13 protein-coding genes are annotated in these 17,195 nt (G+C 46.9%); 8 read left to right on the forward strand and 5 right to left on the reverse strand.

All coding sequences use genetic code 11. The features are described from left to right. Window positions 1-60 precede the first annotated feature (60 nt). The 4 genes from QFZ77_RS20420 to QFZ77_RS20435 form a co-directional block, all read right to left on the reverse strand. A complete protein-coding gene (locus QFZ77_RS20420) occupies window positions 61-483 on the reverse strand; it encodes an ester cyclase (protein ID WP_307442214.1) in 423 nt (140 codons plus the stop codon). 251 nt (window positions 484-734) lie between these two features. Next, window positions 735-1,721, reverse strand: coding sequence for an electron transfer flavoprotein subunit alpha/FixB family protein (locus QFZ77_RS20425; protein WP_307442216.1), 987 nt, complete (start codon window positions 1,719-1,721; stop codon window positions 735-737). 20 nt (window positions 1,722-1,741) lie between these two features. After that, window positions 1,742-2,506: an electron transfer flavoprotein subunit beta/FixA family protein gene (locus QFZ77_RS20430; RefSeq protein ID WP_307442218.1), complete on the reverse strand. Its 765-nt coding sequence runs from the start codon at window positions 2,504-2,506 to the stop codon at window positions 1,742-1,744. Between the two features lie 38 nt (window positions 2,507-2,544). After that, window positions 2,545-3,132, reverse strand: coding sequence for a fatty acid metabolism transcriptional regulator FadR (locus tag QFZ77_RS20435; protein WP_307442220.1), 588 nt, complete (start codon window positions 3,130-3,132; stop codon window positions 2,545-2,547). 840 nt (window positions 3,133-3,972) lie between these two features. On the opposite strand from QFZ77_RS20435, the gene QFZ77_RS20440 reads away from it, so the two are divergent. The 7 genes from QFZ77_RS20440 (at window position 3,973) to QFZ77_RS20470 (ending at window position 15,627) form a co-directional block, all read left to right on the forward strand. Then, on the forward strand, window positions 3,973-6,006 hold the full coding sequence (locus QFZ77_RS20440) for a (Fe-S)-binding protein (RefSeq protein WP_307442221.1): 2,034 nt from the start codon (window positions 3,973-3,975) through the stop codon (window positions 6,004-6,006). Between the two features lie 86 nt (window positions 6,007-6,092). Next, on the forward strand, window positions 6,093-8,486 hold the full coding sequence (locus QFZ77_RS20445) for a 3-hydroxyacyl-CoA dehydrogenase/enoyl-CoA hydratase family protein (protein ID WP_307442222.1): 2,394 nt from the start codon (window positions 6,093-6,095) through the stop codon (window positions 8,484-8,486). 73 nt (window positions 8,487-8,559) lie between these two features. Next, window positions 8,560-9,744, forward strand: a complete 1,185-nt coding sequence (locus tag QFZ77_RS20450) for an acetyl-CoA C-acyltransferase (protein WP_307442224.1) — start codon at window positions 8,560-8,562, stop codon at window positions 9,742-9,744. Window positions 9,745-9,849: 105 nt separating this feature from the next. After that, the gene (locus QFZ77_RS20455; protein ID WP_307442225.1) at window positions 9,850-11,622 is read left to right on the forward strand and encodes an acyl-CoA dehydrogenase family protein; all 1,773 of its coding nucleotides are present in this window, start codon (window positions 9,850-9,852) and stop codon (window positions 11,620-11,622) included. 36 nt (window positions 11,623-11,658) lie between these two features. Next, the gene (locus QFZ77_RS20460; RefSeq protein ID WP_307442226.1) at window positions 11,659-13,329 is read left to right on the forward strand and encodes a long-chain-fatty-acid--CoA ligase; all 1,671 of its coding nucleotides are present in this window, start codon (window positions 11,659-11,661) and stop codon (window positions 13,327-13,329) included. A gap of 61 nt (window positions 13,330-13,390) precedes the next feature. Further along, on the forward strand, window positions 13,391-13,807 hold the full coding sequence (locus tag QFZ77_RS20465) for a PaaI family thioesterase (RefSeq protein WP_307442228.1): 417 nt from the start codon (window positions 13,391-13,393) through the stop codon (window positions 13,805-13,807). A 221-nt stretch (window positions 13,808-14,028) separates the two neighbouring features. Beyond that, on the forward strand, window positions 14,029-15,627 hold the full coding sequence (locus tag QFZ77_RS20470; protein WP_307442229.1) for a PucR family transcriptional regulator: 1,599 nt from the start codon (window positions 14,029-14,031) through the stop codon (window positions 15,625-15,627). A gap of 30 nt (window positions 15,628-15,657) precedes the next feature. On the opposite strand, the gene QFZ77_RS20475 is transcribed toward QFZ77_RS20470, so the two are convergent. Further along, window positions 15,658-16,527 carry a metallophosphoesterase gene (locus QFZ77_RS20475; protein ID WP_307442231.1) on the reverse strand — a complete coding sequence of 290 codons (870 nt, stop codon included), beginning with the start codon at window positions 16,525-16,527 and terminating at the stop codon, window positions 15,658-15,660. A gap of 141 nt (window positions 16,528-16,668) precedes the next feature. Here QFZ77_RS20475 and ytxJ point away from each other — a divergent pair, with 141 nt between their 5' ends. Further along, window positions 16,669-17,010, forward strand: coding sequence for a bacillithiol system redox-active protein YtxJ (ytxJ, locus tag QFZ77_RS20480; RefSeq protein ID WP_029194256.1), 342 nt, complete (start codon window positions 16,669-16,671; stop codon window positions 17,008-17,010). Window positions 17,011-17,195 lie beyond the last annotated feature (185 nt).

Here is a 17,195-nt window from a genome sequence, read left to right on the forward strand (position 1 = left end):
TGTAGAGAAATCTATAAGTGAGGGGCAGCTTTTGCTTTTTAAGTGAATAAGAGGAGTGACTTATGCGTTTCGCTGAAGCTGCAGGCGAATGCCTTCACGATCGATTTGAATCCAGTATTCTACGATACGTTCGTTTTCGATGCGATACACGGCGCTGGCGATCTCAATAATGGTTTGACCAGTTGGCGGAAAGCCGTCGACTTCTCCAATGTGAGTGCCAGTCTGTTTCCAGCGTACGTAAACACGATCTTCCTGTGCAATTAGTTCTTGTACTTCCAGGTGGAAATCACCGTAGGCTGCGATCATTTCCCTAACGTGGTCAGCATAATTGGCTGGTGTTCGGCAAACGGTGGTTTCGTTTTCTGCGGTCATTTGATGAGCAAGCACCTGCTCGGCCATGTAGAGAGTAGCTGTATCCGGCGCAAGACCGGAGCGAACTTTTTCGAAAAATTGGCGTACAATTTCTGATGGTAATGTAGTCATAGGGCACCTCTTCACAAAATTGATTCTACCCATATTGTACATGAAAACGAAACCTCGCTGGTCCATTTCAGAGAGATTTTTGCTTTTTTTATGTCGCTATGGTGCTTGGTATTCTACAATTATTCGGTATCTGGAAACATAAATTTAAGAGCGAGGACCTCTGGAAATGGTGATGCGGAAATTCTAGGATAGAAAAAACAGCCTGGTTGCAGATCTTTTAATGATCTGTAATCAGGCTGTTTTCGTTGCTGTTACTGGAGTAAACGGCGGAATTCCTCGGTCAGCAGCGGCACGACTTCGAACAGATCGCCGACGATGCCGTAGTCGGCGACTTTAAAGATCGGCGCCTCAGCATCTTTGTTAATCGCGATGATGACGCGCGAAGAGCTCATCCCGGCAAGATGCTGGATGGCGCCGCTAATGCCGCACGCGATGTAGATCTCCGGCGTCACGACCTTGCCGGTCTGGCCGATTTGCATCGCGTACTCGCAGTAGCCCGCGTCGCAGGCTCCGCGGGAAGCCCCGACAGCGCCGCCCAAGACGGCAGCCAGCTCTTCGAGCGGTTGGAAGCCATCGGCGCTGCGCACGCCCCGTCCGCCGGAGACAACGATCTTGGCTTCTGCCAAGTCGATGGTGCCGGACGTTTTCTTGACGACCTCCCTAATGATGCTGCGCAGGGAGGGAGCGGGGTAAGCAACATCGATGACCTCAGCTTGACGACTCAAAGTGTCAGGCTCGGAGGCTGCGATGTTGTTCGGTCTTATCGTAACGACCCATGTGCCATCCGGGTCGGTAAACGCTTTCTTTTCGACGGCTTTGCCTGCGTAAAGCGGTCGAGTGAACTGCACGCTATCTCCGCTGCGCGAGATAGCCGTAACGTCAGAGAGCTGGCCTGCTGCGAGCTTCGCCGCGGCCAGCGGTGCGAGATCTCGGCCAACTGCCGTGTGGCCGAAGTAGAGCGCGCCTGGCTGGGCGGTATCCGTGACAGCCAGCAAAGCGCTCAAATAGGCTTCCGAGCTGTAGCTCTCCAGCTGGTTGTCTTCGACGACATAGATGGTGTCTGCGCCATAAGCCGCAAGCTCACCAGCAAGCGCTTTGCTTCCTGCGCCGCCAATCAATACTGCGGCGATAGCATCGCCATCAGCTGCGGAAAGCTGCGCTGCGCGTAATGCTTCAAAAGATACTTGCCGCAGCTTGCCACCGCGTGCTTCTGCAACAACGAGAAATGTTTTGCTCATAAATGTAGCCTCCCCTTTATTTAGATCACTTTGGATTCGCTGCGTAATGCTTGCACGAGTTCAGTAACTTGCTGTGGAAGGTCGCCCTTTAGAATGCGGCCTGCCTTACGCTCAGGTGGCAAGGTCAACTCCGTGCGTTCTGTTTTAGCGACTGCAAAATCAGCGCCCTCAATATCATCAAGCGATAAGTGCTGGAACGGTTTTTTCTTTGCCTTCATAATCCCAGGAAGTGAAGGATAGCGTGGCTCGTTCAAGCCTTGCTGTGCTGTGAACAGAGCAGGGAGAGGCACCTCGATCACTTCGATATCGCCTTCTGCATCGCGGTGAGCAACCGCTTTTCCTCCGGTAATTTCCAGCTTCGTAATAGAGGCAACATGAGGTAAGCCTAGGAGGGAAGAAAGTCGGATAGCGACTTGCCCAGCCCCATTGTCGACGGAGAAATTACCGCCTAATAGTAGATCGACGGACTGTCCACGCAAATAGTTGGCCAAAATTTCAGCCACTTCGAACTCATCTCCCTTAATGCGCTCATCGGAGATAAGAACGGCTTCATCAGCCCCCATCGCCAGAGCAGTACGTAGAGCTTCAGCGGTACGTTCGGGACCAACGGAGAGCAGGGTGACCTTGCCACCCAGCTCATCTCGAATTTGAATCGCTTGTTCAACCGCATATTCATCGTAAGGATTGATGACGAATTTCACGCCTTCCTCTTGAACGGCCCCGTTATGCAGGACGATTTTTTCCTCCGTATCAAACGTTTGCTTCAACAATACAAAAATATCCATAGTCAAGCTCCTTCCTGAATATACATGTTATACAGACCTTAAGACTCGATGCCTTTCATGAAAAAATCAATGGTAGGCCCAACTTGAGCGGTTAAGGAATACTTCTGCCCGGATATGAGCCAAGAAGTAACGACTTCATCCATGCCGCCAAAAATGAGAAGCCTTACAAGCTTCACTTCAAAATCTGGACGGAAACTGCCGTCTTTCTTCCCTTTTTCTAATATATTTTCAATGAGGATAATATATCTCTTTAGTGCAAGGCCAATCTCTTTGCGAAGCTCGAGATCACTCTGTCTGAGTTCGATTTGGGTGAGGTAAGCAAGATGAATATTCCCTTCCAGTACACTGAAATGAATCTCACATACTTTGTGCAGCGCTTCTCTAGCTGTCATTTGGCCATTCAGCCCATTATTGAGCTTCTCTACAAGCTCGCCTAATTTCTCCTGAAACAGGCTGGTCAAAATATCCTCCTTCTTCTTGAAATAAAGATAGATGGTGCCATCGGCCACGCCAGCTTCCTTGGCGATTCGGGATACTTGGGATTTGTGAAAGCCGTGCTCAGCAAATACTTTCAGAGCGCCTTCGAGTATTGCGTAATACTTGTCTGGTTTTTTGCCACTTGTCAAGGAGATCACCTCGGTGTTAGAATACAAATATCAGTGAATGAATACTCATTCATTTTCGTAATTTCATCATAAAATACGCAGTACGCCTTGTCAACGACTTATTCAGCTTATTAAAGCAAGTAGGAAGGTTTGCCGGCTTACACTTCACAATGAAGCAGTTTTCAACTCTGGAAATAGGGTCAAATGGAACTTGCTTTTTTACGATATTTGAATGTAAGCGGTTACTTTATTTGGCATGTGGGGATCCGAGTTCAGTAGAAAGTGGGGCGATGTTATACTCATTATTGTTGGATTCGAGCAGGATCTTGGCTAGCTTGGAATAAATAAGAGTCCATAAAGACTCCTATATCTGTAGAAGGCAATGAAAATGAGGAAATAGCTGTCTCTAGAGGCTCTTATTTATAAGGTTTTTGATCAAAATGGTGTGATTCAAGTGGAATAAGAGTCCCTAGAGACTCCTATATCCTTAGAAGGCGATGAAAATGAGGAAATAGCAGTCTCTAAAGGCTCTTATTTATCTGGATTCAAGCAAGATGGAGTGATTCATGTGGAATAAGAGTCCCCAAAGACTCCTATATCTGTAGAAGTCATAGAAAATGTGGAAATAGCAGTCTCTAAAGGCTCTTATTTACTTGAATTTCGAGCAACAAGGTGTGATTCGCTCGATTCTTATTATCTGGTAATCGCTCAAAACAATCGAGTTTTCGTCGATTTTGAATGGATAAGAAAGGGGACTTACTAAGGGAACTTGCTAAGCCCATTCATACGAAATCTTACGAAAACGCAGAACATGCTTATGAAGAAAGTTTTGCTAAAGCAAAACGCTAGGGAGGGTCCTCAATGACCGGTTCACTCATTCAGTTTCTATTGTTTCTGGCGGTTACGGGGTTTGCAGTGTATTTGTTTGTACGTGTTGTATATCACCGATATTTGTACATTAGGCTTGGCAAGTCTGTGAATTTGAAAAAGGAAGCGAAAGCAAGGTTGAAGGAGTTTGCGATTCAGGTATTTGGCCAGACCAAGCTGTTGAAGGATAAGAAAAGTGGCATTATGCACATTGTCATCTTTTATGGATTCATTATTTTGCAGCTTGGGGCGCTCGATCTCATTCTGAAGGGATTAATTGGCCATGGGTTACCAATACCAGGTTACGATTATTTTACATTGATGCAGGAAGTGACGGTAGCGCTGATTCTTCTGGCCATGGGATATGCGACTTATCGACGTTATGTAGAAAAGCTAAAAAGGCTGAAACGCGGTTGGAAGCCTAGTATCGTTATATTCTTCATTTTTTTCTTGATGTTATCTGTCGTCGTCAGCGGTGGGTTTGAACGGGTAAAGGAAGGGATGGAGACATCCGGATTTGCACCAATTTCATCTCTGTTCGCAGCAGCCTTTAGCGGTATGTCGCATACAGCGGCTACGGTTGGTTTCTATATAAGCTGGTGGATGCATTTGCTGATCCTACTTTCATTTCTAGTTTATGTACCTCAGTCTAAGCATTTTCACATTATTACAGCACCTATCAATATCTTGCTTCGCCGCACAGAGCCTACTGGTAAATTGGCTTCTCTGAATTTGGAGGATGAAGAGGCGGAGTCGTTCGGTGTAGGCAAAATCGAGGATTTCACGCAGAAGCAAATGCTTGATTTCTACTCCTGTGTAGAATGCGGTCGCTGCACGAATGTTTGTCCCGCGAATACAACAGGCAAGATGCTGTCGCCGATGCATTTGATTACGAAGCTTCGTGATCATTTGACGGAAAAAGGCGCCGCCATCACCTCGAAGTCACCATGGGTGCCAGCTTTTGCTTTCGCTAATCCAAATACCCAAAACCCGCTTGAAGTTGAGCTCATTGGCGGCGTTATAACGGAAGAAGAGCTGTGGGCTTGTACAACCTGCCGTAATTGTGAGGATCAATGTCCTGTAGGGAATGAGCATGTGGATAAGATTATCGATCTGCGCCGACATCTTGTACTAACGCAAGGCAGCATGCCTCATGATGGCAGGCGGGCTTTACAAAACATCGAGAGACAAGGAAACCCTTGGGGAATAAGCCGGAATGATCGCGTGAAATGGGTCAAAGAAGTAGATCCGGATGATGAACTCGGTGTGCGTATGGTGAAGGAAAATCCGGAATTCGAGTACTTGTTTTTCTTGGGTTCCATGGGAGCTTACGATAATCGCAGCCGCAAGATCACGCATTCTTTTGTGAAATTGATGAAGGAAGCCGGCGTCTCCTTTGCCATTTTGGGCAATGAGGAGAAGAATTCCGGGGACACACCTCGCCGTATGGGCAATGAATTTCTATTCCAACAGCTGTGTGCGGACAATATTGCGACTTTTCAAAAGTATAAGGTTCAGAAAATCGTAACGACGTGCCCGCATACGTATCATACATTCAAAAATGAATATCCCGAATTTGGCCTTACGGCAGACGTTTTCCATCACACCGAGCTGTTGGATCTGTGGGTGAAAGAGGGGCGTCTTAAGCCGCAACATGAAGTTAAAGAGCGTATTACGTACCACGATTCTTGTTATTTAGGCCGCTACAACGAAGTGTATGAGGAGCCACGCAATGTACTGCGAGCGATTCCAGGGGTTGAGTTGGTTGAGCAAGACCGTTCTCGCGAGAACAGTATGTGCTGCGGTGCCGGAGGCGGCATGATGTGGATGGAAGAAACCGCAGGTACACGCGTTAATGTAGCGCGCACGGAACAGCTTTTAAGTGTGAAGCCCACCGTTATCAGTTCTGCCTGTCCTTATTGCTTAACGATGGTGGAGGATGGAACGAAGCTTAAGGAGGCCTGGGAACAGGTTAAAGCGCGAGATATCGCTGAAATTCTTGCCTTGTCTGTGTTTGGAACGCCTTAGAAACAACTTCTTCGTTCTTAATGGTCGAGAGCGGTTGTCAAGGTTGATGCGAAAATTGAAAAAATCATGTAGGAGGAAATTTCCATATGACAAAGATTCGTACAGCGGCCGTTATCGGCTCCGGTGTGATGGGCTCCGGTATCGCTGCCCATTTGGCAAATGTAGGTATTCCCGTGTTACTGCTCGATATGGTGCCTTCCCAGCTGCAGCCGCAAGAAGAAGCTGCCGGCCTTACGTTAGTTCATCCGAAGGTGCGGAATCGATTTGCTCTTAATGCGATGGATAAGCTCAAGAAGACGAACCCAGCTCCCCTATATAGTGAAGCTTTCGCTGAACGTATTACACCCGGCAATCTTGAGGATGACTTAGCGAAGCTTGGAAGCGTGGATTGGATTATTGAAGTTATTGTGGAAAATTTGCAAGCGAAGAAGCAGCTCATCAGCCGTATTGAAACCGTTTGGAAGTCGGGAACGATTGTTTCCTCGAATACATCGGGCATTTCAATCAATGCCATGGTCCAAAGCGCTAGCCCTGAGTTTAAAAAGCATTTCCTAGGCACTCATTTTTTTAATCCGCCTCGCTATATGAAATTATTGGAAGTGATTCCAAATGAACAGACAGATCCTGCAATTGTTGCTTTTATGACCGATTTTTGTGAGAAAAAGCTTGGAAAAGGTGTTGTTCAAGCGAAAGATACGCCGAATTTTATCGGCAATCGCATTGGTACTTATGGGCTATTGGTTACTTTGCGTGAAATGCTTGCAAATGGATATACCGTCGAAGAAGTGGATGCTGTAACCGGCCCGGCAATGGGCCGCCCTAAGAGCGCGACGTTCCGTACGTTGGACTTGGTGGGTCTGGATACATTCGTCCATGTGGCCAATAACGTGTTTGATCTTGTGACTGACCCTGCGGAGAAGGAAGTTTTCAATACACCGGCTATTTTAAGAACGATGGTAGAAAAAGGTTGGATCGGAGAGAAGCAGGGCCAAGGGTTTTATAAAAAAGTGAAGTCCGAAGCTGGTAAAGAAATTCAATCATTAGATTTAAATACCATGGAATATTCGGCAAGCCGCAAAATCAGTTCAGGCTCTTTGGAAGCTTCGAAGCAGGCCAAAGGTACGATAGGGAAGTTGAAGGCCTTGCTCGGCGCCAAAGATCGCTATTCGGATCTGGCGTGGAACATTTTGAAGCCAGTGCTGCTCTATTCCGCTGAAAAATTAGATGAGATTGCAGATTCCATTGTCGAGATTGATAATGCGCTCAAATGGGGCTTTAACTGGGATCTCGGTCCTTTTGAAACGTGGGATGCCATAGGACTGAAACGTTCTGTGGAACGAATGGAAGCGGAAGGCAGTGAGGTGCCTGATTGGGTAAAAGCTTGGATTGCCGCGGGTCATGACAGCTTTTATGAGAACAGGGAAGGCCAAAGTTTTTACTATCTGAAAAATGAGTTTCGCGGAGTTGAAACAAGGCCAGAGCTCATTTCACTTGCTTCTTTAAAACAGCAAAATAAAGTCATCCGCTCTAATAGCGGCGCGAGCTTGATTGACATTGGAGACGGGGTTGCTTGCTTAGAATTTCACTCGCCGAATAATGCCATTGGGGCCGATATTCTCACGATGATACAGCAAAGCGCGGACGAAGTACGCAGCAACTATCGCGGAATGGTTGTCGCTAACGAAGGTAAAAACTTCTGTGTCGGCGCCAATGTGATGCTGTTGTTAATGGAAGCGCAGGATGGCGAGTGGGATGAAGTAGACGGCATCATTCGTTTATTCCAAAACTCCATGCTGAAGCTCAAAAGGCTGGAAAAGCCAGTAGTTGCTGCGCCGCATAAGATGACGCTTGGTGGCGGAGTTGAGGCTTGTATGCCGGCAGACCAAATCATTTTCTCAGCGGAAACGTATTATGGACTCGTTGAGGTGGGGGTTGGCTTAATTCCTGCCGGTGGCGGATGTAAGGAGTTAGCCCTTCTAGCAAGTCAACAGGTTCGTGACCCGGAAGTTGATCTTCAGCCGTGGATCAATGCAATTTTTGAAACGGTGGCCATGGCAAAGGTGTCGACGAGCGGTCATGATACGAAACGTCTTGGTTATATGCGTGCTGGGGATACGGTTGTTGTGAACCCGGATCATCGTATTTATGAAGCGAAGCAAGCGGTTCTTCGCTTAGAAGCAGCGGGATACACACCTCCTGTGCAAGAGAAAATCCGCGTCGTTGGCGAGAACGGCAAAGCGGTCATGCAGATTGCTGCCTATACGATGCGCCAAGGCGGATATATCAGTGAGCACGATCAATTGATCGCGAATAAGCTTGCGCACGTGCTTGCAGGAGGGAATGTGCCAGCAGGAACGTTAGTCACAGAGCAGTATATGCTCGATCTAGAGCGTGAAGCTTTCCTTAGTCTTTGTGGAGAGCTGAAAACACAGCAGCGTATGCAATACATGCTTTCCAAAGGGAAGGCACTGCGGAACTAAGGGAGAAGAACTTGCCTTTCTAATTAGAAACCCCGAATGGTGTATGCCTATTACTCATAATGAGGTGAAATCGATGAAAGAAGCAGTCATTGTATCGATAACGCGCACGGCAGTCGGTCGCGCGAAGAAAGGCAGTTTCGCTCAAACCAGAGCGGAGGATCTGGGTAAAGCCGTATTAGAAGAAGCGGTGCGGCGTGCTCCTGGACTCGACAAAGGTGATGTCGAGGACATCATCATCGGGTGCGCGATGCCCGAAGGCGAGCAAGGGCTGAACTTCGCCCGCACGATGTCGTTGTATGCGGGCTTCCCTGTGACCGTGCCGGCGATCACGGTCAATCGCTTTTGCTCCTCCGGGCTGCAAGCCATCGCTTATGCGGCGGAGCGCATTATGCTTGGCCACGCGGAGGTGATTGTCGCCGGAGGCGTTGAGAGCATGAGCCACGTCCCGATGACGGGCTTCAAGCTCTCGCCGCATCCGGGGCTGGTTGAGAGCATGCCCGAGGTGTACATGGGCATGGGCCACACGGCCGAAGAAGTCGCGCAGCGCTTCGGCATCTCGCGCGAAGCGCAGGATGGCTTCGCAACGCGGAGCCATCAGAAAGCGGCTGCCGCGATTGCAGCCGGCAAGTTCGTAGACGAGATCGTGAAAGTAGAGACGAGCGTGAAGGGCGTTGACGAACGCGGTAAAGCGTTCGAGCGGAAGTTCGTGTTTGCCATGGATGAGGGCGTTCGCCCCGATACATCCGTGGAAGGGCTTGCCAAGCTGAAGCCTGCGTTCAGCTTAGGCGGATCTGTGACGGCGGGCAACGCGTCACAGACGTCGGACGGCGCAGCGGCGGCCGTGCTGATGAGCCGCGAGCGCGCGGAAGCGCTCGGGCTGAAGCCGCTGGCGACATTCAAGGCTTTCGCGCTTTCCGGCGTGGAGCCGGAAATTATGGGCGTCGGGCCTGTGAAGGCGATTCCGAAGGCTTTGCAGATGGCAGGTATCACGCAAGACCAAGTGAAACTGTTTGAAATCAACGAAGCGTTCGCTTCGCAATGTGTCCATATTATTCGCGAGCTAGGTTTGAATGAAGATTTGGTGAATGTGAACGGTGGCGCCATCGCCCTCGGGCATCCGCTCGGGTGTACTGGCGCGAAGCTGACAACGAGCTTAATTCATGAGCTGCAGCGTCGTGGCGGCGGCTATGGTGTAGTGTCCATGTGTATCGGCGGCGGGATGGGAGCCGCCGGAGTATTTGAAGTGCACCCCGTTTAATTGAAGCAGATAAATGGAAAAAGAACGGATTCATGAGAGTCTATCTAGGTTCTCATGAATCCTAATATTTACCCTTGTACAATTAATTTAGAGGAGAGATGAACCATGGCGGAGAAAGTCGTAGGCGGTAGTTTTGTTATTTCAGATACGGATTTTCATGATATTGTGACACCGGAGGATTTTACCGAAGAACATCGCATGATTGCGGAAACAACGCGTGATTTCGTAACGGGGGAAGTCATGCCGAATGATGAGCATTTGGAAAAGCTCGATTATGATTTAACGGTAAAACTGATGCGCAGCGCGGGTGATCTCGGATTACTTGGCTCTGATGTACCTGAGATTTATGGCGGACTAGGGTTGGATAAAGTAAGTTCCACTGTGATTAGTGAAAATCTCGCCCGTGCTTCATCCTTTGCCTTGTCCATTGGGGCGCATGTCGGGATTGGCACGCTGCCGATTGTATTTTTTGGAACAACTGAACAGAAGAAGAAGTATTTACCCGACCTTGCGACAGGCGCGAAAATCGCGGCCTACTGTTTAACGGAACCAACATCCGGCTCGGATGCTTTGGGGGCAAAAACGACAGCTCGTTTGTCTGACGATGGAAAATACTACCTCTTAAACGGCTCCAAATTGTATATCACAAATGCCGGATTTGCTGATATTTTCATCGTTTATGCGAAAATCAATGGAACTGATTTCACAGCCTTTATCGTGGAGAAAGGTGATCCTGGCTTTACGATGGGACCGGAAGAGAAGAAGATGGGGATCAAAGGCTCGTCGACGCGTCCGCTTTATTTTGAAGATGTCCGTGTGCCGGTCGAGAATTTATTGGGTGAAATCGGTAAAGGGCACTTGATTGCTTTTAACATTCTAAATATTGGCCGTTACAAATTGGCTACCGGTTGTCTGGGTGCTTCCAAGGAGACGATTGAGTTAGCTTCGAAATATGCGAATACCCGCCAACAGTTTAATACGCCTATCTCACGTTTTCCATTGATTGGTAAAAAGCTGGCGGAAATGAATATTCAAACGTATATGCTGGAGAGCATGGTGTATAGAACGACTGGATTGTTCGATACCATTCTCAAAGATATTGACCATACGAGCCCTGATGCCGGTAAACATTCATCGAAAGGGATTTCCGAGTACGCGCTGGAATGCTCCATTAATAAGGTGTTCGCGTCTGAAGTGTTGGATTTTGTAGCGGATGAGGGTTTGCAAATTCATGGCGGTTACGGCTTTATCCAGGAGTACAAAGTGGAGCGTATTTACCGGGATTCACGGATTAACCGAATTTTTGAAGGAACGAATGAAATCAATCGCCTGCTCATTCCAGGTACTTTAGTGAAGAAAGCGATGAAAGGCGAACTGCCTTTGCTGCAAAAAGCTCAAGCGCTGCAAGCGGAACTGCTCTCTATCGTTCCAGGCCAAACGTTCGAAGGAACGCTAGCCGAAGAGGTGCATCTGGTTTCGATGGCGAAGAAGGTATTTCTTATGGTTGGTGGGCTTGCGGTACAGAAGTATGGTATGGCGCTAGAAAAAAATCAGGAGGTTTTAAGTAATTTAGCCGACATCATGATCCAAATTTTCGCTGCTGAAAGCGGTCTTCTTCGTACACAAAAGCTGATTGAAAAAGCAGGGGAAGAAAAGGCGAAGAATGCGATCCAAATCACGACGGTTTTTGTTCATGAAGCATTTGACAAAATTGAGGCATATGCGAAGGAAGCGCTCAGTACGATGGAAGAAGGAGATGTTCTTCGGACTCAATTGTCTATTTTGAAAAAGCTGTCCAGACGCAGCAGTGTGAATACGGTTGGTTTGAAGCGCGACATCGCCGCACGTGTTATTCAGGGTGAGAAATTCATCGTATAGTCATCGATGTCAAGAACCTGAAGGGGATGGTTTTGTATGAATGAGGCAAAGCCTTGGCTGCGCCATTATCCGTCTGAAGTGGCGCCGACTTACGAGTACCCGAAGCATAATCTTGCACGTTTGTTGGTAGATTCCGCACATAAGTTTCCGGACCGACCTGCCTTGTATTTCTTGGGGAAAACGCTGCGTTATCGGGAGGTATTGGAAACGTCCTATCGTTTTGCCAATGCTTTAAAAGAACTGGGTGTCAGCCCGGGGGATCGGGTGTCGATTATGCTGCCGAATTGTCCTTCGGCCATCATTGCCTACTTCGGAACCCTGATGATGGGCGGGATCGTCGTCATGACGAATCCGCTCTACGTGGAGCGAGAGCTGGTCCACCAGCTCTCAGATTCCGGAGCAACCGTTATTGTGACGTTGGATTTGCTGTTTGATCGAGTGCAAAAGGCGAAAGCGAAAACACCGATTCGACATGTTATTGTGACTTCAATTAAGGACTATTTGCCCTTTCCCAAAAATGTCTTATATCCGATTAAAATGAAAAAAGATGGTGCAAACCTTGCTGTCACTTACGGGGAAGGTGTTTATTCTTATAAAAAGCTGCTCCGAGCAGCTTCGCGCGTCCCGATTTGTGTAGATGTGAAAGCTGACGAGGATATTGCTCTTCTTCAATACACCGGAGGAACGACAGGAATATCCAAAGGTGTCATGCTGACGCACACCAATTTGATTGCTAATACGTACCAAACAAGTCATTGGTGCTATCGTATTCGGTTAGGTGAAGAAAGATTCTTGGGGGCTATCCCTTGCTTCCATGTCTTTGGCTTGACAGTCTTGTTGAATCAATCTATGTATCGGGCGGGGATGCTGATCCTCATTCCAAAGTTTGATATCAACTTGATTTTAGACACGATTCATGCGCTGAAGCCAACGATTTTCCCAGGTGCGCCCACCATGTACATTGCCTTAATTAATCATAAACGCGTGAAGGAAGTAGATATTTCTTCTATAAATGTTTGTGTAAGCGGTTCAGCGCCTCTCCCGTTAGAGGTGCAAGAGCGCTTCGAGGCATTGACAGGCGGTAGATTAATCGAAGGCTATGGGTTGACGGAAGCATCCCCTGTTACGCATGCGAATCCCATTTGGGGTTTTCGGAAAATAGGCTCAATTGGTATCCCTTTTCCAGATACAGATACGAAAGTTGTTGATTCGGATTCAGGTCAAGAGCTGCCGATTGGGGAAATTGGCGAAATTATCATTAAAGGGCCTCAAGTGATGAAAGGGTATTGGCAGCGCGAGCACGAAACGGCCAAGACCATTAGAGATGGTTGGTTATATACGGGCGACATGGGGCGTATAGACGAGGATGGTTTCTTCTCAATTGTTGATCGCAAGAAGGATTTAATTATAGCCGGAGGTTACAATATTTATCCGCGTGACATTGAGGAGGTTCTCTTCGAGCACCCGGCAATTCTGGAGGCCGCTGTTGCAGGCGTACCGGATGAATATCGGGGAGAAACGGTGAAAGCATTTGTAGTGCTGAGACCGGGAATGACGCTAACAGAAAAGGAGCTAGAATTGTGGTGCCGTGAGCGCTTGGCTGCCTACAAAGTCCCTCGGAAAGTCGAATTCCGCCAGTCTCTGCCGAAGACGATGATTGGAAAGGTGCTGCGCAGGCAATTACTAGAGGAAGAGAAGAAGGTTTAAGAGCCTCTTCCTGTTTAAAAATTAAGGGGAAGCCCTTTACAAGAAGAGTGGAGGGAATCCTATGGACGATTCTAACGAACGCATGAATAAGAGACTGCAGCAATTAGCAGCATCAGCGGAGCCTACATTTTGGGGCTTTCTTGGCTGTGAATTTGTGAGTATGCAAGACAACATCATCACGATTGCTTTGGAAGCCAAAACGCATCACTTGAACCCGATAGGGATCGTGCATGGCGGTGTACTATCTTCCTTACTGGACAATGCGATGGGGATTGTTGTGATGATGGCTAGGCCGGAGGATAAGGTTGTAACGACAAATTTAAATGTTCATTTCGTAGCTCCGCTTTATGAGGGCCGCTTGTTAGTAACGGCTGAGCTTGTTCATCAATCCCGTAAGATGATAACTACGCAAGGTCGTGTTGTTGACCGTGAAGGCAATTTGGGAACGATTGGAACGGGAACGTTTCGAGTGATTTGAGGGTTGAGTTGTGTAAAAGGAGGGGCATGTGTTAAGCGTGCCTCTTTTTGTCGTGAGTGTTAGATTCCATGTATTATGTCATGTATTCTTACATAAAAATAGAGAAAGTCATAAAAAGTTCATAAAATTTCCTGTAATGTCATATAAGTTAACACGAATTCATTGACTGAAATGGCAAGATCATCCTATAATCATTTAAAAGGCATTAGGGGGGAAGAACGATGCATCTTACTATTCGTGAAGCATTATCCATATATCCTTTAACAGAAGCGAAGTTAGTAGCAGGCAAGCAAGGTGATTCCCGCATCGTTAAATCAGTCAATGTGATGGACGCTCCTGATATTGCGGATTGGACGAAATCAGGTGAGATGCTCTTCACCACTGCTTTCGCGATGAAGGATAGTCCGCAAGAGACGGTTAATTTACTTCGTAAATTAAATGATCGCGGAGCTGCTGGGTTAGGTATCAAGCTGGGGCGTTTTTGGTCGGAGCTGCCGCAGATTGTCGCAGATGAAGCAGATCGGCTGCATTTCCCGATTATCGAGATGCCCTTTCAATTCACGTTTTCTGATCAAATGAATGCCTTGTTTAACGCAGAATACCGCCGCAATACACAGCTGCTGCAATCTGTTCTTGAGAAACAGAAGAAACTGATGCAATTCGGATTGAAACAGGATAATATGCTTTCCATGTTCCAATTAATAAGTGATATTCTTGGTTATCCTATGGCGGTAGTGGGAGCTAGAGGACAAATTTTATATAACACAAGCACATGGAGTCCCGATCAACTATCCCAGAATTGGCCGTGGAAACGGAAATCAGGCTGGGTATACGCAGGTAAGGAACGCGCTTATCGTGTAGGACTGCATCAGCAAGACGATGAGCCTCTTGGACATTTGTTGATTATACCGGATGCGGTTCTGCTCGCAAACGTGGAGGAAGGCTTATTCCAGCAAGCTGCAGATATCCTGACCTTCCATATGTGTTATACGTTCCGATCGCATGTTGAAGCATCCGCACAGCGCGATTTACAAAACAATCTCTTGCGCTACTTGGATAAAGGAACCTCTCTAGAGGAGTTCCTTGAACAGGCGGAAGCTAGAGGGTTATCGATCTTTACCGGAGCTTATCAATGTGTGATTAGCAAAAATAAGCCGGAAAAACTCGAGGATGAGCAGCCCCAAGGTAAGCTCAAAAACCTAAAACAATTTATGGAATCACATCCGAAATCAAGCAGTCTGGCCGGGCACCATTTTGTGTTCAAGGATATGATGTTCTCGATCTATTCAACGAATCAGGTAGACGGGTTTCCAGAGGAAGAGTTGTCACTACTTCTGACCAAGTATGCAGGCGATTCAGGATGTATCGAAGAAGCCGGTGAAATGGCTTTCTATACAAGTTCTATGAAATTAAAGCCAACAGCGTTAAGGGAAGCCTATATGGAATGTTTGGAAACGCAGCGTATGGCGTCTAAGCTTGGATTGCCGGATCGAGTGCTTCATTATGAAACCATTGAATTCGCGCATCTCTTCCAAAATGTGTCTTCCACTATGATGGAAGATTACTGTGCCAAAATTCTACGTCCGTTACTCGAAAAAGATGCCGAGTACTCGCAAGAAATGATTCGCACTTTAGAGGTGTTCATACGTAATGATGGTCAAGTAAGCGAAGCGGCAAAGCAATTATTTATTCATAGGAATACAGTAACGTACCGCTTGGAGAAAATTAGTGATCTCTTACAGGTTGATTTCAAAAAAGTAAACGATCTATTAAAATTGAAGGCGGTCTTCTTGTTCCGCCAATTTTTACACGTTAGATAGTAAACATAAAACCCTGAGACGCTTAAGCGCTCAGGGTTTTCGTTTTTCCAAAGTAATTACGGTAATCTCCGGCCTGCACATCAGGCGAAAGGGGAGTGTCGTTGTTCCAATGCCTCGATTGGTGTAAACAATCATTTTCGAATTAGGCACTTCACTAAGCCCAATTACATAATTTCTACCGCGCGGTGGTGTGATGACAGCTCCAACTCCTGGTAACCGTATCTGACCGCCATGTGTGTGGCCGGATAATTGCAAATCGATGGCGTGTTCAGTTACCTTATCCGCGAAATCAGGGCAGTGAGATAGCAGCAAGGTAAATATTTGGGCATTGGCCCCGCGTAAGGTTTTCGCAATATCCGGTTTACCCGTCAGCATGTCCTCAACGCCTGCGATTTGTATGGTTTGTCCTTTATAGGTGATCGTCTGAAAAGCGTTAACGAGAGATTGAAAGCCTCCGTTATGCAGGATCGGGAGAGTGTAATTGTACCCAATCCACTTATCATGGTTGCCAAGTACAGCCCATTTTCCCAAAGGTGCCTCTAAGCTGCCCAGCAATTGACTGGTTAGATCTGGATCTTCACTTATGTTGGCGTCAAATAAATCGCCGGTAAAACTAAGGATATCCGCTTTTTCTTTCTGAATGAGTTTCACGACACGTTCTAAATCCTGAAGATCAAAGTGATGACCAATATGGATATCGCTGAATTGTAAAAGTTTAATACCATGGAAGGCATTGGGGAGGCGCTCGAAAGGCAGAGTTATTCTCGTAATCTCGACCCACTTGGGTTCCAAGAAACTAGCATAACTGCCAAGTAAACCTCCGGAAGCGATGAAAGAGCCTGCAAGCACAGTGCCTTTCTTGAGAAAAGAGCGTCTTGAGATCGGGGGTGGTGATTGCATATGTTCCTCCTGTTCTTCCCTAGGAATATTTACAATTTTATTATACCAGTAAGATAGAGGGGGTTGCGAGTTGTGTGATTTGCATATGGTTGTGGCTTACTTTATAATCATTATTAACTAGATAGGAAGGGAGATGTTCATATGTCAGCATGGAAAGAATTAACTACAGTTGAAGAGTGGCAGGAAGTACTGAATCGCTCCTCCGAGAAACCCGCTGTCGTTCTTAAGCACAGCACAACATGTCCGGTAAGTGCAAGCGCACTTGATGAATATGAGGAATATCTGTCCGGTAAACCAAATGCGGATGTGGATTATTTCTTAGTGAAAGTTATCGAATCACGTCCAGTGTCGAATCAAATTGCGGAGGATCTAGGAATCAAACACGCATCCCCGCAAATCCTTTATTTTAAAGATAAAGAATCCATCTGGAATACATCTCACTGGTCCGTTACAAACAAACATATCACAGCTGTTTTAGATTAATCCTATAATCCAACTCAAAAGATGCCCTTAGTTACTGCCTATATGAATATAGGTATAGCTAAGGTTTTTTTACGTTTTACTTGTAGTATATGTTTTACAATTAATTGAACAAAGTTTAAAAAAGATTGGCAAGCCGATCTTCCTCCTATATACTTATTTGGCAACTATAAGATATCAACCTCTCA

Source organism: Paenibacillus sp. V4I3 (genome assembly GCF_030817215.1).
Lineage (GTDB): Bacteria > Bacillota > Bacilli > Paenibacillales > NBRC-103111 > Paenibacillus_E.

Bases quoted from the DNA above. Each gene is read 5' to 3' on its own strand.
- QFZ77_RS20465 (WP_307442228.1), top strand. From the start codon at position 13,391: ATGGACGATTCTAACGAACGCATGAATAAGAGACTGCAGCAATTAGCA.
- QFZ77_RS20425 (WP_307442216.1), bottom strand. From the start codon at position 1,721: ATGAGCAAAACATTTCTCGTTGTTGCAGAAGCACGCGGTGGCAAGCTG.
- QFZ77_RS20420 (WP_307442214.1), bottom strand. From the start codon at position 483: ATGACTACATTACCATCAGAAATTGTACGCCAATTTTTCGAAAAAGTT.
- QFZ77_RS20475 (WP_307442231.1), bottom strand. From the start codon at position 16,527: ATGCAATCACCACCCCCGATCTCAAGACGCTCTTTTCTCAAGAAAGGC.
- QFZ77_RS20430 (WP_307442218.1), bottom strand. From the start codon at position 2,506: ATGGATATTTTTGTATTGTTGAAGCAAACGTTTGATACGGAGGAAAAA.
- ytxJ (WP_029194256.1), top strand. From the start codon at position 16,669: ATGTCAGCATGGAAAGAATTAACTACAGTTGAAGAGTGGCAGGAAGTA.
- QFZ77_RS20440 (WP_307442221.1), top strand. From the start codon at position 3,973: ATGACCGGTTCACTCATTCAGTTTCTATTGTTTCTGGCGGTTACGGGG.
- QFZ77_RS20455 (WP_307442225.1), top strand. From the start codon at position 9,850: ATGGCGGAGAAAGTCGTAGGCGGTAGTTTTGTTATTTCAGATACGGAT.
- QFZ77_RS20470 (WP_307442229.1), top strand. From the start codon at position 14,029: ATGCATCTTACTATTCGTGAAGCATTATCCATATATCCTTTAACAGAA.
- QFZ77_RS20445 (WP_307442222.1), top strand. From the start codon at position 6,093: ATGACAAAGATTCGTACAGCGGCCGTTATCGGCTCCGGTGTGATGGGC.
- QFZ77_RS20450 (WP_307442224.1), top strand. From the start codon at position 8,560: ATGAAAGAAGCAGTCATTGTATCGATAACGCGCACGGCAGTCGGTCGC.
- QFZ77_RS20460 (WP_307442226.1), top strand. From the start codon at position 11,659: ATGAATGAGGCAAAGCCTTGGCTGCGCCATTATCCGTCTGAAGTGGCG.